Below are 17,848 nucleotides of genomic sequence, written 5' to 3' on the forward strand. Positions count from 1 at the left end.
GGCGACTTCCGACAACACCGTGCGGCGGTGACCGGGGTCCGAGGACCCGGCACAGCGACCGCCGGCGCAAGAACCGTGCTCATGAGGTCAGGACGCGCGACAGGTATCGCGCGACCGCGCGGACCGAGGCGATCGTCCCGGGGTAGTCCATGCGGGTCGGCCCGATCGAGCCGATCAGCGCGACCGAGTCACCCTCGTTACCGTATCCGCTCGTCACGACCGACGTTTCCGCGAGCCCCTCGAGCTGCGTCTCGTGACCGATCCGCACGCTCACACCGGACTCCGCGGCCATCTCGGTCAACAACCCGAGGAGCACGACTTGTTCCTCGAGCGCCTCGAGGACCGGGCGCAGGGCGTGCTCGAACCGCATCCCGACGCGGGCGAGGTTCGCGGTGCCCGCGAGCACGATGCGCTCCTCCGACTCCTCCGCGAGCGTCTCCTCGACGAGCTGTGCGAGCGACCGGGCGAGGTCCTGGTGCTCCGGGCGGACCGTCTCCGCGATCTCGGCGAAGCCCTTGCCGAGCTCCGCGAGCCGCTTGCCCGCAGCGACGGCGTTGAGCCGCGAGCGCAGCTCGGCCAGCGTGGCGTCGTCCGGCGCGGCCGCGACCTCCAGGGTGCGCTGCTCGACCCGACCCGTGTCCGTGATGATGACGACGAGCAGGCGACGGTCACCGACCGGCACGAGCTCGAGGTGCCGCAGGCCCGAGCGCCGCAGCGAGGGGTACTGGACCACGGCCACCTGGCCCGTGAGCTGCGCGAGGAGGCGCCCGGCGCGCGTCACGACGTCGTCGAGGTCGACGGCCTCCGACAGGAAGGTCTCGATCGCCCGACGTTCCGGGGGCGACAGCGGCTTGACCGTCGAGAGCTTGTCGACGAACAAGCGGTAGCCCTTGTCCGTGGGGATGCGCCCGGCCGAGGTGTGGGGCTGGGCGATGTACCCCTCCTCCTCGAGGGCAGCCATGTCGTTGCGGATCGTGGCCGGGGACACGCCCAGGCGGTGCCGCTCGGCCAGGACCCGCGAACCCACCGGTTCCCTGGTGAGGACGTAGTCCTCGACGATCGCGCGCAGCACATCGAGCCGTCGTTCCTCGCTCATGACCACCTCCTGCCGATCGTCGCGTGTCTCGCACTCTCCACCGTCGAGTGCTAATTCTACGCGGTCGAGCGAGAGGTTCGGGGCGGCCTCCACAGGCTCCTCACGGGGTCTGCGGAAGCGCCTCGGGCGGCGGCGTGGAGGCGCCCCGACCGCGCAGGCCCATGCTCCGCCGTCGGGCCTGTCGTTCGTCCGTCGCGGCAGGCGACGGCGCCCCTCAGAGCGTCGAGGAGACCTCGCCGTGCGACCGCGCCCGCAGGTCCACGAGCGCGACCACGAGCGACACGGACACGAGACCGACCGTGATGAGCATCGCGGTGCTCGCCGCGACCGCCCCGGTCGAGCCGCCCGCCTTGAGCGCGTAGTAGGTCGAGAGCACGACGGCGATCCCCATGGCAGAGCCCACGCGCTGACCGAGCTGGAGCATGCTGCCCGCGACCCCGGCGAGGTCGAGCGGCACGCGCGCGAGGGTCAGCGTCTGGTTCGGGGAGATGACGGTCCCGCTGCCGATGCCGGTGATCATCATGGTCAGGGCGATGCCCCACCCCGCGGGGGCCCGCGCGTCGCCCGAGGCGCGGATCGCGAGGATCACGCCGCCCAGGCCCAGGAGCACCACGACCAGGCCCGCGACCACGAGCGGTCTCCCCCACCGTGCGACGCCGCGCCCCGCGAGCCAGGACGCGACGCCCGACGCGATCGCGAACGGCATGCCGATGAGCCCCGCGTGCAGAGGCGTGAACTGCAGGTCGTTCTGGAGGTACAGGGTCGCGACCAGGAAGATCCCCGTGAAGCCCGCGAAGTACGTGATGCCGAGCAGGGTGCCGTTGCGGAACGACGTGAGCGACAGGACCCGGGGGTCCAGGACCGAGGCGCCCGTGGTGCGCTGGTAGCGCCGCTCCCAGAGGATCGTCGCGCCGATCGCGAGGAGGCCGAGCGCGAGCCACCACCACCGCGTCGGGTCGTCGCCCTGGCCGGACGTCGTGACGAACGGGAGCATGACCGCGACCGTCGCGACCGCGATGAGGACCAGCCCGACGGGGTCGAGGCGGCGCGGCCCCGGCCTGCGCACGCTCGCCGGCAGGAAGCGGAGCGCGAGCGGCAGCACGACCGCGATGATCGGCACGTTGATCCCGAAGATCCAGCGCCACCCGTTCTCCTCGCCCGCGGCCTGGATGATGAGGCCGCCCAGGAGCGGCCCCAGGGCCGTCGAGACGCCGATCGTCGCACCGAACATGCCGAACGCCTTGCCGCGCTCGTACCCCGAGAACATCTGCTGGATGAGCCCGATGACCTGCGGGTTGAGCAGGCCGGCGCTCAGCCCTTGCAGGAGCCGGGCGATCGCGAGCCACTCGTCCGACGGCGCCAGGCCCGCCGCGAGGCTCGTGAGCGCGAAGCCGACGAGACCGACGATGAACAGCGTGCGGCGCCCGCCCGCGTCTCCCAGGCGCCCGGCCGGCACGAGCGCGAGCCCGAACGCCAGGGTGTAGCCCGCGACGATGAGCTGCAGCGCGGTGGGCCCGGCGTCGAGCGCCTTCTCGATCGACGGGAGCGCGACGTTGACGATCGACACGTCGAGCATGGTGATGAACCCGACCGCGAGGCACAGCCCCAGGACGCGCCACCGCTGGGCGTCCGGTGCGGCCTGTCCGGTCGAAGTGCTCACCGGCCAGTCGTATCACGGCGGGTGCGGGGGCACCCGGCGAGGGCGCCGGGATGCGCCGCGTCGCCCGACCGATCGCCCCCACCCGGTGCCTCGCCGCGCGCCCCTCCCGGGCGCGGGCGCCCCCAGCGCCTAGGGTGACGTCGGTGAGCTTCGATCGCTACGGTTCCGACGTCCTGTCCAGCGCGACCCCCGCCCCGGTCCCCCACCGTCGGCGCCCGGTCTCCCGCCCCCAGCCCGCCGAGCGCGGCCTCGTCGTCGAGGACGTCGAGACCGGCTGGGTCGGTGCGGTGGTCCGCGTCGAGAAGTCCGGCGGCATGCACGTCGTCGTCCTCGAGGACCGTGCACGGCGCACGCGCACCTTCCCGCTCGGCCCGGGCTTCTGGGTCGACGGCGAGCCCGTCGAGCTGACCGCCCCGGTGACCTCGACGGCCCCCGTCGCCCCGACGCGCACCGCGTCGGGCTCGCGCGCGGTCGCGAACGTCCGGGCGCGCGTCGCGCGCGGCAGCCGCATCTGGGTCGAGGGCAAGCACGACGCCGAGCTCGTGGAGAAGGTCTGGGGCGACGACCTGCGCATCGAGGGGGTCGTGGTCGAGCTCCTCGACGGCGTCGACAACCTCGCGGAGGCCCTCAAGGACTTCAGCCCGACGGCGGAGCGCAAGGTGGGCGTGCTCGTCGACCACCTGGTCCCCGGCAGCAAGGAGACGCGCCTCGTCGCGGAAGCGCTCAAGGGCGTGCGGTCCGGCACGGTCATGGTCCTGGGGCACCCGTACGTCGACGTGTGGCAGGCGGTGCGCCCCGAGCGCGTCGGCCTCGACGCCTGGCCCGTGATCGAGCGCGGCACCGAGTGGAAGCGCGGGATCCTGCGCGAGCTCGGGTGGCCCTCGGCCGAGCAGGCAGACGTCGCCCGCGGCTGGCAGCGCATCCTCGGGACCGTGCGCACCTACGCCGACCTGGAGCCCTCGCTCCTGGGGCGTGTCGAGGAACTCATCGACTTCGTGACCGCGGACTGAGCCCGGACGCCGCGAGGGGCGCCCCGGGCGTCCCGGTGCGCCCCTCGCGGCGTGCGACGGGGCCCTACTTCACGATCTTCACGTCGACCGGGTACGAGGTCTCGCGACCGTTGTTGAACGCCTGGAAGTTGAGGATCCCGAGCACGAGGGACGTGACCCACACCCCGAAGACCACGAGCCCCTCGAGGAAGCCGGGCAGCACGATGTTCGCGGCGATCAGGACGATCGTCACGAGGATCTGGAAGTTGAGCGCCTTCTTGGCCTCGGCCTCCACGACGTGGCTGCGCTCACGCAGGACGAGCCAGATCACGAGCGGCGCGAGGAACCCGAGGATGCCACCCAGGAGGTGCGACAGCCCGGCCCACGTCCTGGTGTCGGCGGGCGAGAGCGGCCTGGCCGACGCCGGCTGGTAGCCCGGGGGCGGGTACTGGCCCTCGTAGCCCGGCTGCCCGGCGGGCGGCCCGTACGGCTGCTGGGGTCCGGCCCCGCCAGGATGCCCGGGCTGTCCTGGCGCGCCGTTCTGCCCCGCCGGCGGGACGTACTGCCCGTAGTCAGGGACCTGGTCGGAAGGGTTCTGGCTGCTCATCGGGGCCTCTCTGGGAACGGACCGGACCGCGACGGGCGGACCGAACCGCTCACGCTAGTGGGTACGGTGCGCCGGGGGCCAGCGGTTCCGCGCTGCGACGGCGCGCTCCCCAGGGGGCTGCTCCGGCTCCCCGGGACGCCGCGACCGCTGCAGGCCCGCGACGACGGGCCGCGCCCTCCCGTCCGGGGAGGGGCGCGGCCCGTCGCGCGTGCTCGGTCGAAGGGTCAGACGGGCTGCTCGCCCACCAGCCGCCGGTAGGCGTAGGCGACGGCGATGTAGGACAGCGGGATCGTGACCAGCAGGCCGACGAAGCACACCAGCAATCCCACGATGTTGATCCCGAACAGCGCGAGGAGCAGCAGGAAGACCGACCCGAAGTTCTTGGCGACGAGCGACCAGCTGGACTTGATCGCGGTGATCGCGTCCTGCTCCTTGTCGAGCGTGAAGTAGTAGACGAAGGCCGAGAAGATCGCGACCGCGATCCCGGGCAGGATGCACAGGAAGAAGCCGATGATCGTCATGACCGCGACGAGGAACGCCGCCAGCAGGACGTTGCCCACGTTGGCGATCCGGAAGAACGCCGAGACGTCGGGCTTGCGCCCCTGGGTCTCGTCGAGGGCGCCCCGCGAGTAGAAGGCGGCGATCAGATAGCTGATGATCACGCCCACGATCGTGAGCAGGATGCTGACGAAGCTCAGCCCGAGGGCCTCGGCCATGCTCGTGTCCGACCATCCGTCGGTGCGGTAGTCCGTGAAGCGGTCGAACCCGCCCGAGATCCAGTTGAACAGCGCATTGATCACCAGGAAGATCAGCGCGGCGAGGATCCAGGGCCACGGGTTGGCCCAGAACTTCCTCCACCCGAACGCGATCGCGTCACCGACCTGGAACGGGGCCGCCCCGGCGTAGGCGGGCTGTCCGGGCGGCGGGTAGGCGGCACCCGACGGCGGGTAGCCACCGGGCGGCGGGTAGCCACCGGGCGGCGGGTAGCCACCGGGCGGCGGGTAGGGCGGTTGCTGCCCGCCCGCAGGAGCGCCGTAGGTGGGCGCGCCCGGGGGCGGCGTCGGGGCGCCGTAAGGGGGCGCGGCCGGCGGGCCGGGCTGGGCGGGCGGCGGCTGGGCGGGCTGGGCCGGCGGTTGCTGCGGTGGCTGGGCAGGCTGGGCCGGCGGTTGCTGCGGTGGCTGAGCAGGCTGGGCCGGCGGTTGCTGCGGTGGCTGAGCAGGCTGGGCCGGCGGTTGCTGGGCCGGCGGCTGCTGCGGTGGCTGCGCGCCGGGGTCCGGCGAGCTCGCGTACGGGTTCTGAGGCGTCGGCTCGTTCTCTTCCGGCGGCGGCCCGCCTGCGGTGCTGTCGCTCATCTGGAATCCCCCGGGTCGTCGGGTGCGGCGTGCCGCACTGTGGACGCGCTGTGACGATGGAACATTTCACCTGCCGCTTCCAACGATGGGGCTGCCGAGCGATTTCCGCCACACGAGCAACGGGTCGGTGGGCCGGCGTGGAGCGCGCCGCCAGGTGCCTCCTCGCGCGTCGCCGTCGGGCTAGGGAGCGCCGAGCCCAGCGGCCCGGGCGAGACCGTCGACGACGACCTGCGCGTAGAGCGACGTGCCCTCCCCGGTGGGGTGCACGCCGTCGGGCCCGAGGAGGGTCGGCTGGGCCGAGATCGCGGCGCTCCAGTCGGCGACCACGACGTTCGGGGCGCGCTGGGCGGCACTCACCATCTCGGCGTTGGTCGCGGGCACCCAGGACCGGTCGGCGTAGCCCGTCACGAGCACGACCGTGTGGTCGGGCCCGACGGCCGCGAGGACCTGGTCCATGGTCGAGGAGTTGACCGTGCTGTTCGTGCCGAGCGAGAGCACGACGTAGGGCCGCAGGTTCCCGGCCGCGCGGACGGCGTCGACGATCCCCACCGCATCCTTCATCTGCCGGGCCACGGCGCCGTCGATCAAGGCACCCGGGAGAGCCGCCGCGAGGGCGGGGGCGCTCGCGAGGGTGACGGAGTCGCCGACGATCGTCACCTGGTCGCCGGTCGGGGGCACCGGGGCGACGACCGGTCCGGGCACGGCGGGGGCTGCCGGCGTGGGCGCCGCTTCGGGGACCGGGGCCGGTGGGGTGGCGCCGCCCGGCTGCTGGGTCGTCGCCGCGACCTCCTGCCCTGCGCGGATCTGCGCCTCGACCGAGGAGGTCGCCGGAGCGCGCACGACCCCGGAGACGGCGAGCCCCACCACGGCCACGGCACCTGCGACCGTGACCCACCCGTGCACGGGCAGGGGGCTGCGACCGGTCCGTCCTCGTCGGACCCACGCCCTGACCGTGCGCGCATAGCCGACGAAGCCTCGCCCCAGGACGGGACGCTCGACGAAGCGGTACGACAGCGCGGCGACGCAGAACGTCACGAGGGTCGCGGAGATCGCCACCCACGGGCCGGGGCTCGCGTACAGCCCACCGCCCCCGGCGAGCGCCGCCGCCAGGACGAAGACCGGCCAGTGCCACAGGTAGAGGCCGTAGGAGCGGGCGCCGACCCACCCGAAGGGACCGCGGTCGAGGACGCTGCCGAGCCGCGGCGCGTGCAGGACCAGGTTGATGACGCCGGCGGTCGCGAGCGAGACGAGGACGAGTCCCCCGCGGTACGTCACGTCGTCGTCCCACGGCATCCGGAGCATCGCGACCAGGAGCACCGCGGCACCGAGGATCCCGGCCCCCACGACGAGCCGGGCACCCACGGCCGTCGTCGTCCGCGGCGTGTCCCGCACGAGCGTCGCCTGCCCCGGACGCTGGTGCCAGAAGGCCAGGGCGGCACCGATCATGAGTCCGAACAGGTGCGTGTCGGTGCCGTAGTAGACCCGGGTGGGGTCCGTGCCCGGCGCGTGGACCAGGGCCATCGCGACCGCGGACGCGACCGCGAGCGCTCCAGCCAGCAGCAGCGCGCGCCGGCGGGTGATCCTCAGCGCGAGCGCCGCGAGGACCGCGAGCGGCCACACGAGGTAGAACTGCTCCTCGACCGCGAGGGACCACAGGTTCGCGAAGATCTGTGGCGCGAGCCCCCCGGAGTAGGTGCTGCCGTCGGCGATGTAGACCCAGTTGCTCGTGAACGTGGCGGCACCGGCGACCTGTGCCCCGATCCCCACGAGGAGGTCTCCCCCGACGAGCGCAGCCGCGGCCGTGCAGGTCACGACGACGAGGCCGAGCGCGGGCAGGAGCCTGCGCGCCCGTCGCACCCAGAACCGCACCAGCGACACGGTGCGCCTCGCCCGGTACTCACGGACCAGGAGCGTCGTGATCAGGAACCCCGACAGCACGAAGAAGACGTCGACACCCACGAACCCACCGGGCAGCAGCCGGGGCGCGAAGTGGAAGATCATGACCGAGAGCACCGCGAGGGCCCGCAGGCCGTCCAGGCCCGCGATCCGCCGGTAGCGGACCGTGGGGCGCACCGGTCGTGAGGGGCGTGACGGCGCGCCCTCGGGGACGCGCGGGCGAGGGGCCGACGGCCTGGCGAGCGGACCGTGCAGGGCCCTGCCGGCCAGGCCGGCAGGTTGCAGTCGTTGCCACACGTCGACCTGCTCGGTCGACGTCCTGGCCGCTCCGACCTGCGTCGGAACCGACTGTCCCACCATCACCCGTCCGTCAGCTCCCTCACCACCGTGTCTGCCAGCAACCGTCCCCGCAGGGTCAGGACCCCGCGGCCCCGGATGGCCGCCCTGCCGTCGAGAAGGCCCGCCGCGACCATGCCGGCCACGTTGCGGCGACCCACCTCGGAAAGGACGCTCAGGTCCAGTCCTTCGCGTAGCCGCACCCCGAGCATGACGCGCTCGAGGTGGGCCTCGGCGGGCGTGAGGAGCTCTCGACCGGCCGCCGGGCTCTTGCCCGCCTCGAGCAGCGCCGCGTAGCGCCGCGGGTGCTTGACGTTCCACCATCGCACGCCTTCGCGGCCGCCCGGTGCAGGCACCGCCGGGTCGTCGGAGGTGCCCTGCGGTCGGCCGGGGCGGTCCGTGGACACCTGCGCCTGGTCTGTACGGCTCGCGGCACCACCGATGTACGAGTGCGCGCCGGGGCCGATCCCCCACCAGTCCTCGCCGCGCCAGTACGCCAGGTTGTGGCGACACGTGAAGGCGGGATCCGGTCCAGCCGCTGCGCCGTCCCCCGTGGCTCGCCGCGCCCAGTTGCTCACCTCGTACCACTCGAGCCCGGCGGCGGTCAGCAGCTCGTCCGCGAGCTCGTACTTCTCCGCCTGGTCGTCCTCGCTCGGCAGCGAGAGGTCCCCCCGGCGGACCTGCGCGGCCATCTTGGTCCCCTGCTCGACCACGAGCGCGTACGCCGACACGTGGTCGACGCCCGTGGCGAGCGCGGCCTCGACGCTCGTCCGCCAGTCGTCGAGGCTCTCGCCCGGGGTCCCGTAGATCAGGTCGAGCGAGACCGCGAGCCCCGCCTCGCGCGCCCAGCACACCACGTCGGGGATGCGTCGCGGGTCGTGCGTGCGCTCGAGCGTCGCGAGCACGCGCGGCACGGCCGACTGCATCCCGAACGACACCCGGGTGAAGCCCGCCTCCGCGAGCTGCGCGAGCGACTCCGGGGTCACCGAGTCCGGGTTCGCCTCGGTCGTGACCTCGGCGCCGGGGGCCAGTCCCCACGCGGCCCGCACGCCCGCGAGCATGCGCCCCAGGTCCCCGGCGGGCAGGAGCGTCGGCGTGCCACCCCCCACGAACACGGTCGACACCGGGCGCGAGGCCAGGCCCGCACGCTCCATGACGCCCGCCGCGAGCTCGATCTCCCGCAGCGCGGTGTCGGCGTAGGACGCCTGGCTCGCGCCACCGCCCAGCTCGGACGCCGTGTACGTGTTGAAGTCGCAGTACCCGCAACGGACGGTGCAGAACGGCACGTGCAGGTAGACGCCGAAGTCACGACCCGCGTGGTCGTCCGACCCCGCCCCCTCGGGACCGGCACCCACCCATGCGGGGAGAGCGCCGTCGTCGGGCACGGGGATCCCGTCCGGGAGGGCCGGGCTCATGCCCGCACCCCCGACGACGCGGAGCGCGCGGCCCCCAGCACCTCGAGGACCACGCGCTCACGAGAAGAGCAGCACATCACTTCTTGGACTTGTCCTTCGCGTCCTTGCCGCCGCCGCTGCCCGCGCCGTCGGAGGACAGCGCCGCGATGAACGCGTCCTTGGGGACCTCGACCGTACCGATCGTCTTCATGCGCTTCTTGCCCTCCTTCTGCTTCTCGAGCAGCTTGCGCTTGCGGCTGATGTCGCCGCCGTAGCACTTGGCGAGCACGTCCTTGCGGATCGCGCGGATGGTCTCGCGCGCGATCACGCGCGCGCCCACGGCCGCCTGGATGGGGACCTCGAACTGCTGGCGCGGGATGAGCTCCTTGAGCTTGGCCGTCATCATGACGCCGTACGCGTACGCCTTGTCCTTGTGCACGATCGCGCTGAACGCGTCCACGTGCTCACCCTGCAGCAGGATGTCGACCTTCACCAGGTCCGCGGCCTGCTCGCCAGAGGGCTCGTAGTCGAGCGACGCGTACCCGCGCGTCCGGGACTTGAGCTGGTCGAAGAAGTCGAACACGATCTCCGCGAGCGGCAGGGTGTACCGCAGCTCGACCCGCTCCTGCGACAGGTGGTCCATGCCGCCGAGCACGCCGCGCTTGCCCTGGCACAGCTCCATGACCGCGCCGATGAACTCGGTCGGGCACAGGATCGTGGCCTTGACGATGGGTTCGCGGATCTCGCCGATCTTGCCCCCCGGGAACTCGCTCGGGTTCGTCACCGTCACGACCGAGCGGTCCTCGAGGGTCACCTCGTAGACCACGTTCGGGGCGGTCGAGATGAGGTCGAGGTCGAACTCGCGCTCGAGGCGCTCGCGCACGATCTCCAGGTGCAGCAGGCCCAGGAAGCCCACGCGGAAGCCGAAGCCCAGCGCGACCGAGGTCTCGGGCTCGTAGTTGAGCGCCGCGTCGTTGAGCTTGAGCTTGTCGAGCGCGTCGCGCAGGACGGGGTAGTCCGAGCCGTCGACCGGGTACAGGCCCGAGAACACCATGGGCTTGGGGTCGCTGTAGCCACCGAGAGCCTCGGTCGCCGGCTTGGCCGCGTTGGTGACCGTGTCACCGACCTTGGACTGGCGCACGTCCTTGACGCCCGTGATGAGGTAGCCCACCTCGCCCACGCCGAGACCCTTGGTGGGGTGCGGCTCCGGGGCGCTCACGCCGATCTCGAGGAGCTCGTGCGTCGCCTTGGTCGACATCATCACGATCTTCTCGCGCGGGTTCAGGTTCCCGTCGACCACGCGCACGTAGGTCACGACGCCGCGGTAGGTGTCGTACACCGAGTCGAAGATCATGGCGCGCGCCGGGGCGTCCGCGTCGCCCTGCGGGGCCGGGACCTCCTCGACGATGCGGTCGAGCAGCTCGGTGACCCCCATGCCGGTCTTGCCGGAGACCTTCAGGACCGTCGACGGGTCGACGCCCACGAGGCCCGCGATCTCCTCGGCGTACTTCTCCGGCTGAGCGGCCGGCAGGTCGATCTTGTTGAGCACGGGGATGATCGCGAGGTCGTTCTCCATCGCGAGGTACAGGTTCGCGAGGGTCTGCGCCTCGATGCCCTGAGCGGCGTCCACGAGCAGCACGGCACCCTCGCACGCGGCGAGCGAGCGCGAGACCTCGTACGTGAAGTCGACGTGCCCGGGCGTGTCGATCATGTTCAGGGCGTAGGGCACGAGCGGCGCGGACGTGTCGTCGGGGTCGTCCCCCTCCCGCACCGCCCACGGCATGCGCACGGCCTGCGACTTGATCGTGATGCCGCGCTCGCGCTCGATGTCCATGCGGTCGAGGTACTGCGCGCGCATGGCGCGAGCGTCGACGACGCCGGTCAGCTGCAGCATGCGGTCGGCCAGCGTGGACTTGCCGTGGTCGATGTGCGCGATGATGCAGAAGTTGCGCAGCAGCTCGGGCGGCGTCGCCGCGGGCTGGATGCGGGTGCTCAGCTGGGCGCTGGGGATCGGGGACAACGGGGGTGCGCTCCTGTGGTGGGTCAAGACGGGGCGGCGGACGGCGCCCGCCCCTGCGGATCGGTGCTCGACGACGGAGCGTGAGCCGCCAGGACGTGCCCGGCAGGTCGCTGGTCGCCGCGCGCAGGGTCGGACAGCAACCACCATTGTCCCACGACCCCGCACGCGCGAGGCTCACGCGCCGCCGCCGTGGACGCCCCACGGACGCGACCCTGCCCTCCGCCGCGTCCCGGTAGATTGCGGGCGTGGCTCAGAACAAGTGGATCTCCCTGCTCACGGACGCGGCCCGCGCGATCCTCGGCGCGCTCGGCGGGTCGTCCCGCCCGGGCGGCGCGTCGGGAGGCGGCTCGGGCGCGTCCCGCAAGCCCTCCGGCCCGACGGCGTCGCACACCCCGCGCGGGGTGGCGCCACGCCCGCAGACGGGCGCCCCGGCGTCGGGCACGCGTGCGCCGAAGCCCGGACCGCAGGCCAGGCCGGTCGCCCGAGCAGACCAGGCCGCGGGCACCTCGACTGCGCGCGGGGCGCAGGCCGGCACCTACCCGGGCGACTTCACCGGTCGCGTGCGGGCCGAGTACTCGCCGCAGCTCGACGGCGACCCGGACCCCGGCGAGATCGTGTGGACCTGGGTGCCCTACGAGGAGGACTTCTCCCAGGGCAAGGACCGGCCCGTGCTGCTCGTCGGGCGCGACGGCGGCTGGCTGCTCGCGATCATGCTCTCGAGCAAGGACCACTCGCGCGAGGCTGCCGACGAGGCGCGCTGGGGGCGGCGCTGGCTCGACATCGGCTCCGGGCCCTGGGACGCGCGCGGCCGGGACAGCGAGGTCCGCCTCGACCGCGTCATCCGCGTCGACCCCGGTGCGGTGCGCCGCGAGGGCGCCGTCATGGACCGGTCGACGTTCGAGACGATCATCCGCGAGATGGGCGAGGTCTGAGGATTCTGGCTGTTCGCACGGTCGGCTGGTAGTGTTGGTGGTCGCGTGTCCGCCCAGGTCGGCGGGCACAGTTCCAGCTCCTCTCCAAGGGTTCCCCACCCCCAGTCCCGGAGCTGGAATCGCCCTCTACGACCTATTCGATCGCTTCGGCGAACACACCAGAAAGTCCACACGTGGCAAACATCAAGTCTCAGATCAAGCGCATCAAGACGAACGAGAAGGCTCGTCTGCGCAACAAGGCCGTCAAGTCGGAGCTCCGGACGAACGTTCGCCGCGTTCGCGAGGCCGTCGCCGCCGGTGACAAGGAGGCCGCTGCCAGCGCCCTCGTCATCGCGTCGAAGAAGCTCGACAAGGCAGTCTCCAAGGGTGTCATCCACGAGAACCAGGCTGCTAACCGCAAGTCGGCACTCGCGAAGGCAGTCAACGCTCTCTGAGCCTGACGCTCCCTTCCACGCGTGAGCTTGTGCGCCCCTGATCCACCTCGGGCAGCACGGTGAACGTCGAGAGGCGCTGCTCCCTCCACGGGGCAGCGCCTCTCGTGCGTCCGGGGGCAGGCGGCGCGTGGGCGTGCAGGGGGCGCAGGCCGGCGCCCGGCGGGTGCGTCAGCGACCCGAGCCGTGTGCCCCGGCGATCGTCAGCACCGCGCGCTCGACCGCGAACACGGGGTCGCGCCCGCCGCCCTTGACCTCGGCGTCCGCCTGGGCGACCGCCGTGATCGCGGCGGCGAGGCCCTCGGGCGTCCAGCTCGACAGGTCCTTCTTGGCGCGGTCGATCTGCCACGGCGCGAGCCCCAGGTCCTTGGCCGAGACGCCGCCACGGCCGCGCATCGCCGCGACCTTCGCGAGCGTGCGCAGCTTGATCGCGAGCACCGCGACGAGCGGCACGGGATCCACCCCGGTCGACAGCGCGTGCCGCAGCAGGGACACCGCCTCGCCCGCCCTGCCGGCCACGGCCGCGTCGGCGACGCGGAAGCCCGTCGCCTCGACCCGGCCGCCGTAGTACCGGTCGACCGTCGCGGCGTCGATGGTTCCCGTGGTGTCCGCGACGAGCTGGGCGCACGCGCTCGCGAGCTCCCGCAGGTCGTTGCCCAGGGCCTCGACGAGCGCCTTGACGGCTCCGGCGTCCGCGCGCCGACCGGCGGCCCTGAACTCGGCCGCGACGAACGAGAGCTTGTCGGCGTCCTTCTTGATCGCCTCGCAGGCCACCACCGGCGCACCGCTCGCCCTGATCGCATCGAGCATCTTCTTGCCCCGGACCCCGCCGCCGTGAACGATCACGACGGTCGTCTCCGGGTCCGGCGAGGCGACGTAGTCCACGACGTCCGGGATGAGTGCGTCCGCCGCGGCCTCCGCACCCCGCACGACCACGAACTTGGGCTCGCCGAACAGCGACGGGCTGGCGGCGACCGTCAGCATGCCGGACTCGTACGTCACGGCCTCGATCTCCGACTTCTCGGCCTCCGGGTCCCGGGCCCGCGCCAGCTCCAGCAGGGAGTCCACCGCACGCTCGGCGAGGAGGCCCTCCGGGCCCTGGACCAGCACCACGGGCGCGAGCTCGACAGCGTTCCAGGCGAGCGTCGCGGACGGGCGGGCGGAGGAACGGGAAGGAGCGGGAGCCATGGGCACAACGATCCCACGGGCCACCCACCGAGAGCACATCCTTGGAGGGCCGTGGTCGCGTCGTCGGTGCCCACCGGTCGGAGCCGCCCGGCCCCGCTCGGCGGTCCACGACACCTCCTCGTCCTCACCCCTGCGCGCAGCCCGCGACCGCGAGCTCCCCCGCACGCTCCACGAGCGCGAACGTGCCGCACCGGTCGGTGCGCAGGATCGCCGCCCCTGCTCCCCTGTAGAGGTCGAGCGCCTCGTCGGTCGGGTGACCGTAGGTGTTCTCGCCCGAGCTCACGATCGCGACCGCGGGACTGAGCGTCGCGGCGAGGCCCGCCGACTGGACGCGCGACCCGTGGTGGGCCACCTTGACGACGTCGACCGCGGCACCGCCCGCGCGGGCCCGCAGCGTCCGGTCCAGCGACTCCTGACCCGGCAGCTCGAGGTCGCCGAGCGCCACGAGCGAGAGCGCAGGGGTGGTCACGAGCAGGGTCACGCTCGCGTCGTTGGCCCCACCGTCGGCCTCAGCCACCGTGAGCCGCCCGTCCGTGCCCCGTGTCGCGCGGTCCCCCTCCCCTGCCTGCAGCACCTCCCACGAGACGTCGCCGAGCACTCCGCCGACCCCGGCGGCCGCGACCTCCACCGGGATGCCGCGGTCGGCGAGGTCGCTGAGCACCCACCCTGCCTGCTCGGCCGGGTCCCCGAGCCCGGTCACGAGCGCCCGGTCCACCTCGCGGCCGTCGAGGACGGCGGCGAGCCCGCCGACGTGGTCGGCGTGGAAGTGTGTCAGCACGAGCAGGTCGAGCCGTTCGATCCCCAGCTCGTCGAGGCAGGTCCCGGCGGCGTCCCCCGCAGGCCCGACGTCGATCGCGAGCCCGCGGCCGTCGCCCGTGCGGACCACGAGCCCGTCCCCCTGCCCGACGTCGCACGCCGCCACGACCCAGTCCGCAGGGACGTCGCGACCGACGGGCGCGATCCAGCGCGGCCAGGCGAGCAGCACGCACCAGGCCGCGACGCCGGCGGCCACCGCCCAGGCAGCGACGAGGCGCAAGGTCGCGCTGCGCCGTCGGGCAGCGAACGCCTCCCGGAGACCCGCCCGCACCGCCGTCCGCCAGGTGTGCGGCCACCCGCTCCCCCGGCTCCACGCGACCCGCCACCCCACCAGCCCCGCGACCCACCGCCACCGCCAGACCAGGACGAGCGCGACGAGGGTCACGAGCGCGAGGACCACGGCACCGCCCGGACCACCGGGCCACGGCACCCGCGCCCCGGGCAGGCCCGCGAAGGACCGCGCCACGGCCGCGATCCACCAGGCCGCGAGGCCCGCGGGCCACGCGAGCACCGTCGCGCCGCCGGGGAACCATGGCGCCACCAGGGTCGCGAGGACCCCGAGAACCGTCGCCGGGAAGAGCGCGGGGGCCGCGACGAGGTTGGCCGGCACGGCGTACGTCGCGACCGACGGGTCGAGCAGGACCAGGACCGGCGCGCACGCGAGCTGGGCCGTGAGCGGCACCGCGAGCGCGAACGCGGGCACCTTGCCGATCCACGGCGCGAGCCGCCGCGCCACGGGCTGCGTGCCCACGACCAGCGCCGCGGTCGCGACGCTCGACAGGACGAACCCGTACGAGCGCGCGAGCCACGGGTCCAGGACGAGCAGCACCACGACGACGGCCGCGAGCGCCGGGAGCGCGCGCGATGGCCTGCCCAGCCCGATCCCGACGAGCCCGACCACCCCCATCGCAGCGGCGCGCAGCACGCTCGGGTCGGGGTGGACGAGCAGCACGAACCCCGCCATGACGGTGCCCGTCACGGCCAGGCGCACACCGCGGGGCGCGCGGGCCACCGCGCACAGCGCCGTCACGGTCGCGACGACGATCGCGAAGTGCCCGCCCGAGACCGCGGTCACGTGCGTGAGACCCGTGGTCCTGAGGGCTGCGTCGAGCTCGTCGTCGATGCGCGACGTGTCGCCCACGGCGACGCCCGGGAGCAGCGCACGGGCATCCGTGGGCAGTCCCTCGGAGACCGTGAGCAGGTCGGCCCGCAACGCGTTGACGGCGCGCAGCGGCGTCACGGGCGGGGCCGTCACGAGCGGTGGCCCGGTCGCGACGAGTGTCGCGGTGGCCTTGTCCCCGGCGTCGGCAGGCGCGAGCGTGCCCGACGCGCGGACCTCGCTGCCGTAGGCGACGTCGCCCCACGTCAGGTCGGCGAGGACGTCGAGATGCCCTCCGGCGGGAGCGGCGGCGCCGCGGCCCTGGACGGCGCTCAGCGTCAGGGTCGTCCGGACGGTGTCCACCGCGCCGGACCACGGGTTCGCCACCGTGACAGGTTCCGCGACGACCTTCCCGACGACCTCGACCGCCGCGCCCCGGGCAGCGAGGACAGCGGCACCGCCCGCCTCCCGCGCGACCAGGTGGACCGACCCTGCCGCCAGGACCGCGAGCACGCATCCCGTGACGAGAACGCACTGGCCGAGCCACGCACGCCCCGCCGCGCGGCGCGAGGACCGGCGCGTGCTGTGGTGCGAGGACCGGCGCGTGCGGGAGGTGACGAGCAGCCACGACCCGGCGTACACCAGCACCCCGGCGACGAGCACCGTCCCCGCCAGGGCGGCCCGTGCATCCGCTGCCGTGAGCCACCACGCGCTGCCCCAGGACGCGAGCGCCGCAGGCACGAGCCGGAGGTCGGTCGCGGTGGTCCGTGGAGGACGGGCCGGGGCGGGGGGATGCCGGGACCCGTCGAGCGGACCACGGGCGGCCTCGGGCGAGGGCTGCCCCGGGGAAGCCGCCACGTCCCGCCGCACGTCAGACCCGCACCTGGTCGCGCAGCCTCGCGAGCAGCGCGTCCCCGATCCCGCTCACCTCCCCGAGCTCCTCGACGGTCGTGAACGGGCCGTTCGCCTCGCGCCACTCGACGATGCGGGCCGCGAGCACGGGCCCGATCCCGGACAGCGCGTCGAGCGCGGCCTCGTCGGCCGCGTTGAGGTCCACGGGTCCGGTCGACGCCTCGTTGCCGCCGGAGGCGGGTCCCGGGGCCGCGGCCACTACCTCCCCCGGCCTCGGGACGACGATCTGCTCGCCGTCGACGACCTCCCGTGCCAGGTTGACCCCGGCGAGGTCGGCGTCCGGCGTGGCGTCCCCTGCCGCGGTCAGGGCGTCGGCGACGCGCGATCCCTCGGGCACCGTCACGAGCCCGGGGGCGGCCACGGCCCCCACGACGTGCACGACGACGTCGCTCACCACGGACGCTGCGTCGCCGTCCCCGGGGCCGGCCCCGGGCGCGGCCTCGTGCCCCGCCCCGGGCACGTCGGCGGTCGGGGGCGCGTCGGGGTCAGCACCGCCCGGCGGCGTCCCCCCGCCCGGGGTGGCGACGGGTCGCGCACCCGCCTCGCCGAGCACCGCCACGGGGCGCAGGTCATCACCGTCGGCCAGCGCCCACGCACCCACACCGACCGCGAGCAGCAGCACCGCGACCGCGGCGACCACCGCCGACCGCGCACCGACGGACCACCGGCGAGGCCCGCCGTCGGGCACGTGCTCGAATCCCGCGTGCGAGGTCGGGTGACCGTTCGCGGCCGTGTACGCCTCGGCGACCGCGTGCAGCGGGCCGCGCGCGACCTGGGGATCCTCCGGCGGTTCGGCCTCGCCGTCGTGGCCCCAGCCCGGCCCGGGACGCGGGGCCCTCGGGTCGGCGTCGGGGTGCCCCGGGGCGTCGCCCCGCCGGGACGCCACGCCCTCCGCGCCCGGCCACCGGGTCACCGTCTCGCCCTCGGGCGGAACGGCGCCGTGCTGACCGCCCGGGTCGGGAGACGGGGCCGGGGGCGAGGCCACGGTGCGCAGCCGCCGCAGCCGGTCCCCGCCGGTGTCGACCGGCCAGGCGCCCTGCCGGTCACCGGGACCCGGTCGGTCGTCGTCGGCGGTCGGGGGGAGCGTCCGGGAGAAGGTCACGCGGGCACGCTAGGCGCC

The 17,848-nt window shown here is 73.9% G+C and carries 13 protein-coding genes; 3 read left to right on the top strand and 10 right to left on the bottom strand.

Going from position 1 to position 17,848, the window contains the following annotated elements; genetic code table 11:
* Positions 1–79 precede the first annotated feature (79 nt).
* On the bottom strand, positions 80–1,096 hold the full coding sequence (gene hrcA, locus NHG27_RS01605) for a heat-inducible transcriptional repressor HrcA (protein WP_193721150.1): 1,017 nt from the start codon (positions 1,094–1,096) through the stop codon (positions 80–82).
* A gap of 214 nt (positions 1,097–1,310) precedes the next feature.
* On the bottom strand, positions 1,311–2,756 hold the full coding sequence (locus tag NHG27_RS01610) for an MFS transporter (RefSeq protein ID WP_497014526.1): 1,446 nt from the start codon (positions 2,754–2,756) through the stop codon (positions 1,311–1,313).
* A gap of 143 nt (positions 2,757–2,899) precedes the next feature.
* Here NHG27_RS01610 and NHG27_RS01615 point away from each other — a divergent pair, with 143 nt between their 5' ends.
* Positions 2,900–3,766, top strand: coding sequence for a DUF3097 domain-containing protein (locus tag NHG27_RS01615; protein WP_497014527.1), 867 nt, complete (start codon positions 2,900–2,902; stop codon positions 3,764–3,766).
* A gap of 64 nt (positions 3,767–3,830) precedes the next feature.
* On the opposite strand, the gene NHG27_RS01620 is transcribed toward NHG27_RS01615, so the two are convergent.
* The 5 genes from NHG27_RS01620 to lepA form a co-directional block, all read right to left on the bottom strand.
* Positions 3,831–4,352, bottom strand: a complete 522-nt coding sequence (locus NHG27_RS01620) for a DUF4870 domain-containing protein (RefSeq protein ID WP_497014528.1) — start codon at positions 4,350–4,352, stop codon at positions 3,831–3,833.
* Between the two features lie 224 nt (positions 4,353–4,576).
* The gene (locus NHG27_RS01625; RefSeq protein ID WP_497014529.1) at positions 4,577–5,704 is read right to left on the bottom strand and encodes a DUF2189 domain-containing protein; all 1,128 of its coding nucleotides are present in this window, start codon (positions 5,702–5,704) and stop codon (positions 4,577–4,579) included.
* 180 nt (positions 5,705–5,884) lie between these two features.
* Positions 5,885–7,960 (bottom strand): acyltransferase family protein, encoded by a 2,076-nt coding sequence (locus NHG27_RS01630; protein ID WP_497014530.1) that lies wholly within the window; start codon positions 7,958–7,960, stop codon positions 5,885–5,887.
* The gene (hemW, locus tag NHG27_RS01635) at positions 7,960–9,351 is read right to left on the bottom strand and encodes a radical SAM family heme chaperone HemW (protein ID WP_497014531.1); all 1,392 of its coding nucleotides are present in this window, start codon (positions 9,349–9,351) and stop codon (positions 7,960–7,962) included. The genes NHG27_RS01630 and hemW overlap by 1 nt, the downstream gene beginning before the upstream one ends.
* A gap of 76 nt (positions 9,352–9,427) precedes the next feature.
* Positions 9,428–11,350, bottom strand: coding sequence for a translation elongation factor 4 (gene lepA, locus NHG27_RS01640; protein WP_497014532.1), 1,923 nt, complete (start codon positions 11,348–11,350; stop codon positions 9,428–9,430).
* A gap of 245 nt (positions 11,351–11,595) precedes the next feature.
* On the opposite strand from lepA, the gene NHG27_RS01645 reads away from it, so the two are divergent.
* Positions 11,596–12,282, top strand: coding sequence for a type II toxin-antitoxin system PemK/MazF family toxin (locus NHG27_RS01645; protein ID WP_497014533.1), 687 nt, complete (start codon positions 11,596–11,598; stop codon positions 12,280–12,282).
* A 173-nt stretch (positions 12,283–12,455) separates the two neighbouring features.
* Complete coding sequence (rpsT, locus tag NHG27_RS01650) at positions 12,456–12,716, top strand: 30S ribosomal protein S20 (protein WP_193721160.1); 261 nt, start codon at positions 12,456–12,458, stop codon at positions 12,714–12,716.
* A gap of 168 nt (positions 12,717–12,884) precedes the next feature.
* On the opposite strand, the gene holA is transcribed toward rpsT, so the two are convergent.
* From holA to NHG27_RS01665, 3 genes are all read right to left on the bottom strand, one after another.
* Positions 12,885–13,901, bottom strand: a complete 1,017-nt coding sequence (gene holA / locus NHG27_RS01655; RefSeq protein WP_193721161.1) for a DNA polymerase III subunit delta — start codon at positions 13,899–13,901, stop codon at positions 12,885–12,887.
* A 124-nt stretch (positions 13,902–14,025) separates the two neighbouring features.
* Positions 14,026–16,557: a ComEC/Rec2 family competence protein gene (locus NHG27_RS01660; protein ID WP_497014534.1), complete on the bottom strand. Its 2,532-nt coding sequence runs from the start codon at positions 16,555–16,557 to the stop codon at positions 14,026–14,028.
* Positions 16,558–16,687: 130 nt separating this feature from the next.
* Positions 16,688–17,830, bottom strand: a complete 1,143-nt coding sequence (locus NHG27_RS01665; RefSeq protein ID WP_497014535.1) for a helix-hairpin-helix domain-containing protein — start codon at positions 17,828–17,830, stop codon at positions 16,688–16,690.
* Positions 17,831–17,848 lie beyond the last annotated feature (18 nt).

This window comes from Oerskovia sp. 140933, assembly GCF_059651515.1.

What these genes read in the sequence shown, in the direction of transcription:
- holA (WP_193721161.1), bottom strand. Translation starts at nt 13,901, where the DNA reads ATGGCTCCCGCTCCTTCCCGTTCCTCCGCCCGCCCGTCCGCGACGCTC.
- NHG27_RS01620 (WP_497014528.1), bottom strand. Translation starts at nt 4,352, where the DNA reads ATGAGCAGCCAGAACCCTTCCGACCAGGTCCCTGACTACGGGCAGTAC.
- hemW (WP_497014531.1), bottom strand. Translation starts at nt 9,351, where the DNA reads ATGAGCCCGGCCCTCCCGGACGGGATCCCCGTGCCCGACGACGGCGCT.
- NHG27_RS01630 (WP_497014530.1), bottom strand. Translation starts at nt 7,960, where the DNA reads ATGGTGGGACAGTCGGTTCCGACGCAGGTCGGAGCGGCCAGGACGTCG.
- NHG27_RS01625 (WP_497014529.1), bottom strand. Translation starts at nt 5,704, where the DNA reads ATGAGCGACAGCACCGCAGGCGGGCCGCCGCCGGAAGAGAACGAGCCG.
- hrcA (WP_193721150.1), bottom strand. Translation starts at nt 1,096, where the DNA reads ATGAGCGAGGAACGACGGCTCGATGTGCTGCGCGCGATCGTCGAGGAC.